The 12,049-nt window shown below is 58.3% G+C and carries 6 protein-coding genes; 2 read left to right on the top strand and 4 right to left on the bottom strand.

Annotated elements, in window-relative coordinates:
• Positions 1–147: 147 nt before the first annotated feature.
• On the bottom strand, positions 148–1,827 hold the full coding sequence (locus AC6JBC_RS14490; protein ID WP_498026194.1) for an AMP-binding protein: 1,680 nt from the start codon (positions 1,825–1,827) through the stop codon (positions 148–150).
• A gap of 173 nt (positions 1,828–2,000) precedes the next feature.
• Between AC6JBC_RS14490 and AC6JBC_RS14485 the strand changes: the two genes are divergently transcribed.
• Complete coding sequence (locus tag AC6JBC_RS14485; RefSeq protein WP_498026193.1) at positions 2,001–5,417, top strand: ATP-binding protein; 3,417 nt, start codon at positions 2,001–2,003, stop codon at positions 5,415–5,417.
• A 32-nt stretch (positions 5,418–5,449) separates the two neighbouring features.
• Here the strand turns inward: AC6JBC_RS14485 and AC6JBC_RS14480 are convergent, their stop codons facing one another.
• The gene (locus AC6JBC_RS14480) at positions 5,450–7,294 is read right to left on the bottom strand and encodes a CocE/NonD family hydrolase (protein ID WP_498026511.1); all 1,845 of its coding nucleotides are present in this window, start codon (positions 7,292–7,294) and stop codon (positions 5,450–5,452) included.
• Between the two features lie 273 nt (positions 7,295–7,567).
• Between AC6JBC_RS14480 and AC6JBC_RS14475 the strand changes: the two genes are divergently transcribed.
• A complete protein-coding gene (locus AC6JBC_RS14475; protein ID WP_498026192.1) occupies positions 7,568–9,886 on the top strand; it encodes a TonB-dependent receptor in 2,319 nt (772 codons plus the stop codon).
• A gap of 97 nt (positions 9,887–9,983) precedes the next feature.
• On the opposite strand, the gene AC6JBC_RS14470 is transcribed toward AC6JBC_RS14475, so the two are convergent.
• Positions 9,984–10,763, bottom strand: a complete 780-nt coding sequence (locus tag AC6JBC_RS14470) for an enoyl-CoA hydratase-related protein (protein ID WP_498026191.1) — start codon at positions 10,761–10,763, stop codon at positions 9,984–9,986.
• Entirely contained in the window at positions 10,753–11,823 is a 1,071-nt protein-coding gene (locus tag AC6JBC_RS14465; RefSeq protein WP_498026190.1) for an enoyl-CoA hydratase/isomerase family protein, read from the bottom strand. Before AC6JBC_RS14465 ends, AC6JBC_RS14470 begins: the two co-directional genes overlap by 11 nt.
• Positions 11,824–12,049 lie beyond the last annotated feature (226 nt).

The raw sequence follows: 12,049 nt of genomic DNA, 5'->3' as shown, positions 1-12,049 counted from the left end.
GAGATGGCGAGCCGAAAATGGTGGTTTTCCGTGAGCCTTGAAGCGAGTCACGCGCCTCGCTTCAACGCAGCGTACTCAAAGTACGTGAGTACCGGAAGCGCGGAGAACCGCCATTTGCAGGCCGCCAGAACTGAATGTCGGTCGGACCTAGCTTTGCCCTTCAAATTCCTCCACCATCGCCTGACGGATCAGATACTTCTGCACCTTTCCTGTCACCGTGGTCGGAAACGCGTCAACGATCCGTATGAACCGGGGTATTTTATAGTGGGATATCTGGTTCACACAAAATGCCCTAACCTCATCTTCGACCAGTTTTTCGTCGGCGCGTAACGTTATCCACGCACAGACTTCCTCCCCCATATGATCGTCCGGCACGCCCACGACAGAGACATCCTGGACGGCGGGGTGCATCCGCAGAAAATCCTCAATCTCGCGGGGATATATATTCTCCCCCCCACGAATGATCATGTCCTTTATCCGGCCTACGATGCTCCCATAGCCAGCCTCGTCCAGGACGGCCAGGTCGCCGCTGTGCATCCATCCGTCTGAATCAACGACGGCCGCCGTCTGTACGGGATCGTTCCAATATCCCATCATGACGGAATAGCCTCTCGTACATAATTCTCCCGGCGTTCCGCGCGGGACGATCACGCCGTCGGCATCGACGATCTTGCATTCGAGGTGCGGTTGGACCTGGCCGATGGTGGTGGTTCGACGTTCGATCGAATCTCCGGGCACGGTCTGGAAACTGACGGGGCTGGTCTCCGTCATCCCGTAGGCGATCGTCACATTTCGCATATTGAGGCGATCAACAACGTCCCGCATCAACGGTTCCGGACAAAGCGCCCCGGCCATGCACCCCGTACGCAATGACGATGTATCGGTGGCATCCGTGTCGAGCCGCGCCAGGACCGCAATGAACATCGTCGGAACGCCATATAGCGCGGTACAGCGTTCCTCCGCGACCGTACGCAGCACCGCCGCAGGATCGAACGCGCTCGACGGATAGATCATGGCCGATCCATGCGTGATGGCGGCCAGGTTGCCCATGACCATCCCGAAACAATGATACAGCGGCACAGGTATGCAGATGCGATCGCCGGGGGTCAGGCCCATGGCGCTGCCGACAAAATAGCCGTTGTTAAGGATGCCACGATGGCTGAGCGTAGCGCCTTTCGGCAAACCTGTAGTGCCGCTGGTGAACTGAATGTTCACCGCGTCCTCCGCCCGAATTTGCGGCTCGATTGAACGCAGATGATCCAGAGACGGAGCCGACGATAGCAGGTCGTCAAAGCGCAGCCAGCCCGGACGCGGCTGTTCACTGATAAGGATGGCCGCTTTGAGCGTCGGCAGCCGCTTTGCTTCCAACTGCCCCGGTACGCAGCCGGGCAGCTCCGGAGCCAGCGTCTCGATCATGTCGGCATAGGCACTGCTCTTGAATTGTTCGGCGGCAATCAGTGCCCTCAGGCCGACATTGTTGATCGTATACTCGACTTCCGACAATCGATAGGCGGGGTTGATGGTCACCAGAATCAGACCGGCTCGGGCGGCTGCGAACTGCGTCAAGGTCCATTCCGCGCAGTTAGGCGACCAGATGCCGATACGATCCCCAGGCTGCAAGCCGAGTTCCAAGAGACCGGCAGCCAGCTTATCGGCAAGAGCAAGTAGATCATCATAGGTCCAGCGGATATTCTGTTCCACCGAAACCAAAGCATCGCGATCACCCCACCGAGCGGCAGCGTCCGCCAGAGCCTGTCCTATCGTCAAATCCAGAAGCGGGGGATCCGTTCTACCCCGGACGTAGCTGAGAGCGCTCACTTTCCACATCCCCTCAGGGCCACTGGCATACTCCTCTCGAATATTGGCTGCGGTTCTGCAGCGACAAATTGCATAAGCAACCTGATTGTCTCGGACAGCGTCGCCTCTGCAAGTATGCTACTGTTAGGCACTTGCCTGTGAGCCGCCTCACCTTTCCGTTGCGTTGCGACTAAAGTCAGGCAATGTTCCTGAGCCGGGCAAGGATCGATAACGCGACAAATGACGGAGAGGCAACGGTGACGATGAGGCGATCATCCCTTGACGCGCGCAGCGTTCCTCCTCCTGGCGAACAGGAGATGCAGGCGCATTTAAACAAAGTGCTGATGAGCCCCGTCTTTGAACGCAGTCCCCGTATGCAGCGATTTTTACGCTATCTTTGCGAGGAGATGTTCGCAGGGCGAGGATCGCTGCTGAAGGAATATAGTATTGCGCTTGGTGTTTTCGACAAGCCTCAGGATTTTGATCCCGGCACCAGCGCGACTGTCCGGGTTGAGGCAGGACGCCTCCGCCGCCTGCTGATAAGCTATCAGATGAACCATGGTCAATCCGACACCATTCTGATTGTCATTCCCAAGGGAGGATATGTCCCAAGCTTCCAACGCAAGACGGAACAATCGGAAATTGTTGAGCGAGACGATGACGCTGCTGCAAAGGCCGCCGCCCCGGATTTACCTGCGCATATGGAACTGCGCAGGGTAACGGTCTTAGCCTGCTCTTTCCGGCTAAAAGCCTTTTCCCAACTGACGGCTGAGTTCCTTGAAGAATTTGACCGCTTCCACGCATATTTTTCCTCGACCGTAAAGCAATTGGGCGGCGTCATGGAGAACAGCGCAACGGCTCGGCTGACCGTTTATTTCGGCTGGCCCACCTCGCTGGAAGATGCTTCGGGACGGGCCATGACGGCGGCAACGGAAATCATTGCCTATGCGCGGCGTGAACATGGAGATAATTGTGAGGTCCGTGTGGCGATCGATACAGGCAAGGTTCTCTCACGGCCTTGCCTAGAACAGCCGCTGATATTGGGTGAAGTACCCACCATCGCCCTACAGATAATCGATCACACGCCATCTAACGCAATTCTCGTTTCGGAAGAGACCCGCCGACATTCACGCACCGCATTTGAAACCATTCCGGCTGGAGCAATCGAAGGCGAGGATGGGCACCAGATTCTTCTTTGGCGGCTGCTGAGCCCCAGATCGACAACATGCTTTCTCGCGAAACAAGATGCTTCGTCCGCCGACATCATCGGCCGCGGGGCTGAATTGGACCTGCTACGCAACCGTTGGCTCCTGGCTTCCGCCGGAGAGGGACAATCCGTCATCGTCGAGGGTGAAGCGGGAATCGGCAAATCCTGTTTGTCCGAAGCATTGATCAAACGGCTGCGGCCAAGGGGCTATCACATTCGCCTGCAATGCTCTGCACACCACAGCAACAGCGCTCTTTATCCCGTTATCCAAATCCTCCGCCGGTTGATGGCAGGGAATGATCCATCAAGCGCCGCACCGGGTCGATTTCTTGAGAGAGTCGGTTTGGACGGCCCGATCAACAGGGCGCTTCTTCAGACATTGCTCGCTCAGGCGGATGTGGAAGAAAATATGGAGGGCATCCTTCCGTCGGCGAGCGAAAAGAAAGAGAAGACACTTCAGCTTCTGATCGCCATCCTTTCTGCCTTAGGTAACCGCAGACCAGTTATCCTCCTTGTCGAAGACATACATTGGGCGGACCCCACGACGCTGGAGCTGATTGGATTTGCCACGTCGGCATGCCAGGATTTACGGCTCTACCTGCTAATGACGGGCAGGTCAGGGTGTGCGGCACTGTTTGGGCCGGGACAACCGGTGACTGTTCTTCGCCTCACCCGATTATCCCGCCAGGATTGCAGCCGGATGATTGACGGCATTGCGGGGGATGCGGCGTTGCCAATCCCGGCGCGGGACGCGATTATCGACAAAGCCGACGGGGTGCCGCTCTATCTGGAGGAACTGACAAAGCTCCTGCTCGCCCAAAATGTTGGGAAAGGCGATCTATCGACAGTGCCCGATAGCCTGAACGACTTGCTGGCATCTCAGCTAGGCTGCATGGGCTTTGCACGCCGGGTTGCGCAGGTGGCTTCCATAATAGGACGGGACTTCCCTGGCGAGATATTGAGGGCTCTGGTCGGCGATGAAGATCAGCGGGTGGCCGCTGCGATCGACCAGCTGCTGGCCGCCGGTATTCTTACGCGCGGTCGCTCCAACGGTAAAGGTCGATACGCCTTTCGGCACGCGTTGCTCCGCGACGCGGCCTACACCTCAATGATGGACGCAGACCGCCAGGACCTTCATTCTCGAACTGCCGACATCCTGGTTGACTATTTCCCGGAAATCGCAGCCGATCACCCCGAAGTAATCGCGGGACATATGCGCCATGCGGCGCGTTTCGACGAGGCTGTATCCTTCTGGCTGGATGCTGGCCGAACGGCGGCACAAAGATATGCCCTCGCTGAAGCAAGCGCGAACTATCGCGCGGCAATAGAAACCCTTGCATCAATTTCACCAAGTATCGAACGGAGCGAACGCGAACTCGACGCTATGTTGGAGCTGGGCGCTACTGTTCGGGAAGCGGAAGGCTATTACGCCCCAGACTTGAAGCAAATTTACGAGCGCGCGCACCTGCTGGCGAAGGAGGTCGGACGGCCTGAAGCGCTGGCGGCCAGCCTGCATGGGCTTTGGACCGTGGCGGCGGGCCGTGGGCGATGGAAGCATGCCGACCTGTTGGCGATTGAGTTCGATCAGTTCATTCATTCACTGGGACCAAATGCCCGCCTGGAAGCGGAAGGAGGGCGCCTGCTGGGCGCTGGCGCAGCATTCCGGGGAGACTTTGCCGCAGCCCGAACGCACTTCGAGCGCGTGGTCGCTGTCTACGATCCCGTGCGACACGGCCGCAGCTTCGGCTATGATCCCGGTGCGGCCTCTACGGCCTATCTTTCCTGGGTGCATTGGCACACCGGCAATCCTGAGCAGGGGAGGCGAGAGGCTGAGCGCGCGCTGGCCATGGCGGAGACCCTTGGTCATCCGGCCACTTTGTCGCTGGTACTTGTGTGGCTGCTCTTCCACGCAGTTTGCGAAAGGGATTACGGCCGTATCCACACCTATAATGACCGGCTTCAAGAGCTATGCTCGCAGCAGCTTTGCCGGTTCTGGCAACCGTTCGGACGAGCATGTCGGTCCTGGGCGTCGTTCCATTCGACGCGTGATCCGTCACATCTGGATCAACTCCTGGCCCATACGAAGGCCTTTTCTGAGCATTATCTTACATCCTGCCTGCACCTGCTCGCCGCTGATATTTGCGACGAAATGGGCCATTACGAAAAAGGTCTGCACCATACAGGTTTGTCCGCGACGTTCATGGCCCAACATGACGAGCGGATATGGGAAGCGGAATATTGGCGCTTGACCGGACAGTTGCACGCACGCTGGGGACCAGACAAGAGCGAGGCGAGGCGTTGCCTGGAACAGGCGCTGACCATCGCGCGTCAGCAAAACGCGGTCATGCTGGAACAGCGGGCGATCGCCGACCTGCAAGCTCTGTCAGGTGGGGATGTCAGCCTCGTCGCATGAACTTTCGACGCTGGCCACGAAATGATCCCCAGTCAGCCATAGGGCAGCAGGGACAATGGCATCTCTATAGGCGGCGCCTCCTCAACCGGTATGGGCCGGGTGTAAAATCGTCCGGCCTCGCCCGAGGGGAAGGGCGTGTCTATCCATTGCCTCGGCCGATCGGCAGGCACCACAGGCAACTCGATCGCCGAGGGGCGTGCGGCATCGTGATGGATCGTCTGGCGCGCTATCCGATAATCTTTTGGAGCAGCGGTGGAAAGGTCGATGAAATCCTGGGGGTTCACCTCACTGTTCGGATAATCGCTGCTCGAAATGACGATGCGAACGCGGTGCCCCTTTTTGAACAGGTTGCTGGTTGGTGCCAGCTCGATCTCATATCTTTCGACCGCATCCGGCATCAGCCCTTCCGGAACCATGCGCGATTTACGATAACGCGCCCGCACCATGCCGCTCGCCAGATTGTAGGAACGGCCGTCCGGGAACACGTCGATCAGCTTCACGAACCAGTCGCAGTCCGTTGCCGAAGATTGCCCATGGAGGATGACCCGGATCGCGCCCGTCACCTCCATATCCTCTTCCAGCGTCGCCGTGGTATAGACAAGAATGTCCGGCCGATGGTCATTCGGCCGTTGATCCGCGGGGCCACCGTGCAACGAATGCCCGCCCAGCGAGGGCACAGGATTAGCAGGATCGCTGACATAATGGTCAACGGGTTCGTCCACGCTCGGAGGAGTCGGGGATAGCAGCCCGCCGCCCTCTGCACCGTTCGCGTTACCATCGCTGTGCAAGTAGAACAGCGTCGGCCGAGCATCTGGAAGCGGCCAATCCTGCTCGGCCCGCCAACGATTTTCGCCCATCACGTACAGCATAACCCGATGGTCGTCCCCTTCCCCCGCGCCCCCCAGAAGGTGGCGGTCCATCCACGCCCCCATCATGGCGACGTCATCGACCAGCGCATTGGGGAAATGACAGAGCATTCCGTTCGCAACGTGACCCCACGGTCCTATGATCAGCCGCTGTCCCTGACGCGCCGCTTCAGTGGCGCCATGGCGAGAGATGTTGACGAACGCATCCAGCGAATTGCGGTTGAACAGATCGTACCACCCGGTGAAATGCAGGACCGGCACTTTCACCCGGTCAAACCGCGAGGCTGCATCGTTCGGGGCGAAGAATTCCGGATTATCCCTGTTGTCGAGCCAAGCGTTCCAGAATGGCATATGCCGGTTAATCGGGACATCCTTCAGTGCGTGCCCGCGCGCGATCTCGAAAGCCAGGTCGGGGGATGCCATTAGCATTTGCGGAGCCGCAAAGCCGCTGGGCAAGCCGACTGCCCAAGCGTCGGCCTTGATCGCTGCGGCCACCTCTTCGCCCATCCGTGCCGCGGCGGTGAAGGCCATGCCCATGGTCCAGCACAAGGCCGTGCTATCCATCACGCCTCCCTTGTAGACCCAGCCATTGTTGAACTGGTTGACGGCCGGAACCTGAACGAAGGCCGCGTCGATCTCATTACCTTCGGCCTGGAGGTGCAGGAGTTGGGTCCCGCCCATATAGGACTGGCCAGTAGTGCCGACCTTCCCGTTGCACCAACCTTGCTGCTTGATCCAGCGGACAGTATCGATGCCATCCTGTCGTTCGCCCCACCCCTCATTCATCATCGGGTCGAACACGCCGCCCGATCCGTTCGTACCGCGTACATCCTGAACCAGAACCGCGAAGCCTCGCCGGGTCAGATAAGCGGGTGTGCCGAACGAACCCTGCACAAACAGCTTGTTATAAGGGGTGCGGATAACAACCACGGGATAACCGACATCCGGCTCCACCTGTCCCGACGCCATCGGCAGGTAGAGGTCGGCGGCCAGATCAACGCCATCCCGCATCGGCACGTCAAGGTTCCGGAAAACAGCTGTTTGCGCGGTTGTCAGATCCGATGGCACAATGGTCACTCCACTGATTGAAGGGCGCAGCGGGCCGTTTCCCAACCGATCGCTGTGTTTGCCCCGATATACTCTTCCCAGACGCCGTTGGAACATATCAGTTCGCTATCTAACCGTATGCTACTATCATCAAATGGCGCATTGGGAGAGCATTTCCGAAAGGCTCGGATGAGGCCTGAAGAATATGTCGGAAAATGCATTGGAGGGGAATTGAATATGTCTGTCAGGAAGTGGGCGCTATTGGCCTCTGCGCCGCTGTTTCCGGCCATGGCCTACGCGCAAACCCCGCAGCCGGAGGGCCAGCCTTCAGGCGCGGGAATGCTGCAAGATATTATCGTCACGGCGCAAAAACGTGCCGAGCCACTGCAATCGGTGCCTGTTGCTGTTTCCGCTTTCAACAGCGAAACATTGGAACATGCGCGTCTGGATAACCTGACCGGACTGCGCGGATTGGTGCCCGGGTTGACGATCAACCGATCCGGCGCGTCTATGGACGTTCCCCAGCTTAGCTTGCGCGGCATGTCCATTCAGGACGTGCTGCCCAGCCTCGAATCCAGCATCGGCTTTACTGTTGACGGCATCCCGATCGCCTTCCAGCGCGGATCGCTCATGGATGCCTATGATATTGAGCGGATCGAAGTGCTTCGCGGCCCGCAGGGTGTCTTGAATGGCAAGAACACGACGGGCGGCACCATCAACGTCATACGTTCGCGGCCCGACCCGGCCGCCGACGCAACCGGAAAGGTTCGCTTCACGATCGGCAGCTTTGGCGAAAATGATTATGAAGGCGTCATAATGGCTCCGATCGTCAATGACCTGTTGGCGGTCAAGGGCTCGATCACGGTACGGAAAAACAACGGCCAATTCAGAAATATCGTGACGGGTGGACGCAATGGAGACCGGGACGTCCGCACGTTCGGATTGGCATTCGTCGCTACGCCAACGGACAAGCTCAACCTGTATCTCGCGCTGGACCGGGTGGAAAATGACAGCGACTTACCGCCCTACTCCCAGTTGCTGACGCCAAATCTGATCACCTACAAGGTGCCGGGTTATTTCGGCGGCGCCAACTCGCCTTGCCTCAATCCCTATACGGCTTCGATCTGCACGCCTCTCACCAAAGACAAGAATGTTGTCGAATCGAGACCATTCCCCGGTTCCCTGCGACTTAATGCCTTGACCGGCGAAATTTCATATCAGGCAACGGATGATGTTCGGCTCGTCAGCCTGACCGGCCTTCGCGAGTTCAAGGAGTATACGCTCGGAGACTATGACTCCACACGCTTCGCCCTGGCGCGCAATGAGAGCAATTTGAAGGCGCATCAATTTTCCGAGGAACTAAGGTTCGAAACATCTTTCAATGGCCCCTTCAATCTCGTCGGCGGCTTCTTCTACATGAACTATGAATATACCCAGAAAACCAACTTGTCGGTGGACCTTGCCGCCTTGCCCCCCATCGCCACGGGATTGCCCGATTGGCTGCCGCCGGGCTTTGCCTACCTCAATTCGGTGGATGCCTATGTCACCAACCAACATAACCGGTCGACAGCGCTATTCTTTCAGGCCGATTATGACCTGACGGACCAGCTTCGCCTGACTGTCGGTGGGCGCCAGACCTGGGACCGCAAGAAAACGCATTATGTCCTGTATTCGGCCGTGCCAGGAACGGTCCGGGACATGAGCGTTCTGGGACCGTTGGTAGGCGACGTCTCCGCTGGGGTGAGCTTTCAGAAGTTCACGCCAAAGGTCAACGTCCAGTATAAGTTCAATCCCGACATACTGGCCTATGCGAGCTACAGCCGAGGCTACAATACGGGAGGCTTCAGCGGCCGCACTGGCAATATTGTAACAGCCGTTCAACCCTATGACCCCGAAGTGATGGATGCATTTGAAATCGGGTTCAAAAGTGAGCTCTTCGATCATCGTGTCCGCTTCAATGTCGCGGCATTCCATAATATTCTCGACAACAAGCAAGAGAATGTTCTCCAGGTTGTTGGATCGCGTCTCTTGTCCAGCACCTTAAATGTCGCGAAGGCGAAATATACGGGGGTAGAGGCAGAGTTGACCCTCGTGCCCACTCGGAACTGGACGATCCTCGCCACAGGCGGCTATCTGCACGCCAAATATTCAGAGTTCAGGGGCAACCTGGGACAGGGGGACGCTGACCTGTCGGTACTCCGCCTGCGACGCACGCCCAAATGGACCGCTGGCCTCGTTTCCGACTATGCAATTGACGCCGGAACCGGGAAATTTGGCTTGAATGCTGCTCTATACTATACTTCACGATATGAAACGGACGCGTTGAACGATCCGCGAGGGTCGATCCCGCCTGCTGCCCGAATGGATGTAGGCATCCGTTACGAACTGCCGGTCAGCGATGGCACCAAGTTGGAAATTTCGGGCTTCGTGAAGAACGTCACCGACAACACCACTTACGATGGCATTACGTCGGGCGAGAGTCCGGGTTCATTGGTCGAGTTCGCGAACCCGATCACGGGCCGGACGTGGGGCGTTTCCCTGTCCGCGCGGTTCTAAAGCGGCTTTATCCGGAAGCTCGTGCCTGTCGCACCAAGTTGCGGCTGGCACGAGCCAGGGAATTCTCCAACAAACAAGCCAGCGACTGATCGCCTGATCAGCGACCGCGCCACGCCCCTGCGCGCTTCTCCACAAAAGCGCTCATGCCTTCTGCCTTGTCCTCGGTAGCGGTAAGAATCTGGAAAAGGCGCCGTTCGGTCAGGATGCCCTGAGCCAGCCCCGTTTCAAAGGCGATGTTCACCATCTCCTTGTTCACCATTGCTGCCATTGGCGGCATCGAGGCAATTGCGGCGGCGGTTTTGAGCGCCTCTTCCAAGAGGTGCGCGGCAGGCACGATGCGACTTACCAATCCGGAACGCTCCGCTTCGGCGGCATCCATCATGCGGCCTGTCAGGCACATCTCCATCGCCTTCGCCTTGCCCACGGCACGGGTCAGGCGCTGGGAACCGCCCATGCCAGGCGCGACGCCCAACTTGATTTCGGGCTGGCCGAATTTTGCCGTATCGCATGCGATGATGAAGTCCGCCATCATCGCCAATTCGCAACCGCCGCCCAGCGCAAAGCCCTGCACCGCTGCGATCCACGGCTTGCGTGTCGCCACCACGCCAGTTTGCCAGCCAGAAAAGAAATCCTCCAGGAAGAAGTCTGCCGCCTGCTTCTCCACCATCTCCTTGATGTCGGCGCCCGCGGCAAAAGCCTTCTCACCGCTTCCGGTCAGCACCGCGCACCGTTGTGCCGGATCGGCATCATAGGCGGCGAATGCAGAGCTAAGATCCTTGAGTACCTGGCTATTGAGTGCATTGAGCGCTTGCGGCCGGTTGAGCGTGATTAGTGTGACGGCGTCATGCTGTTCGACGATGATGGTTTCATAGGTCATGAGAGATTTCCGTTTGAGGCAGAGGGGTCCATTCCTTGTCCTGCGGCAAAGGCGCGAAGAGACTATCTATCAACCTGTCATCGACCTCCTCCGGCGTGGCCGGGGACCATTGCGGAGCGTTATCCTTGTCAAAGATCACCGCGCGCACGCCCTCGACGAAATCGGGACGGCGAATGATGTGGCAGGCCAGGCGATATTCGTTCCGCATATTGTCCGCAAAGTCGGTGAAGGCAGCGCCTTCCACCAGTTGACGCAGGGCGACCTTGACCGCTTGCGGCGATTTGGTTGCGAGCACCGCGAACTGCTTGTCCGCCCATTCCGACCCGTCCGCCTGGAGGGCAGCAAGGACATACTCGAAGGCGTCGCTGGCGAACAGGCGATCGATCCTGTCCCGCTGCGCCATCAACCGGGATTCCGGAGCGAGTTCATTTGCTTGATCGAGGATGGTTGAAGCTTGAGAGGGATGCGCAAGGATTTCAGCCTTGAGCGCATCCAGCCTGTCAGATCCGACATAATGGGTCGCAATCCCGATCGCGACGCAATCCGCACCATCCAGACGTGCTCCAGTCGCGGCAATCCATGTGCCGATCCGTCCCGGCAACCGAGGCAGAAACCAGCCTCCACCCACATCGGGGAAAAGGCCGATCCCGGTTTCAGGCATGGCAAAGGTCGTACGCTCCGTCGCGACACGATATCGGCAAGGCAGTGACAGACCGACGCCGCCGCCCATCACAATCCCATCAATGAAGGCAACGATGGGTTTGTCGTAGACGAACAACAGATGGTTCATTCGATATTCGACGCGGAAGAAATGCTCGGCCGCTGCGCAGTCCGTCTTTGCGCTATTGGCGATAAGCGCGATGTCACCTCCGGCACAGAATCCGCGCCCTTCGGCATGGTCGATCATGACCATGAGCACCGCCGGATCGTCGCGCCATTCCAGCAGCGCCTGATTGATCGCCTCGCACATCTCCGGGGTCAGCGCGTGGATAGCCTTGGGACGGTTCAGCCGGATGCGGCCCACGCCATTTTCGACCGAGAGGATCAACTGGTCAGTCATATCTTTTCCCTGCACGCGCGGAGCGTCTCCGATAATGATCCCGCGCGTGATCTGGCTGTGTTTCCAGGACCGATATTCCAAAGAGCACAGCAGTACCGTCCAATCGCCATGGATCTGTGCTGTCCATGCGCGGGCGCGATTGTGCAATCAACATCTCATATTCGCAAATTACGTCTGCATTTTTGCAGCAATGGGCACCATCAACATCGACGATGCATCACTCGAC

Source organism: Sphingobium sp. RC1, assembly GCF_059738765.1.
This window is presented reverse-complemented; position numbering and strand designations above follow the sequence as displayed.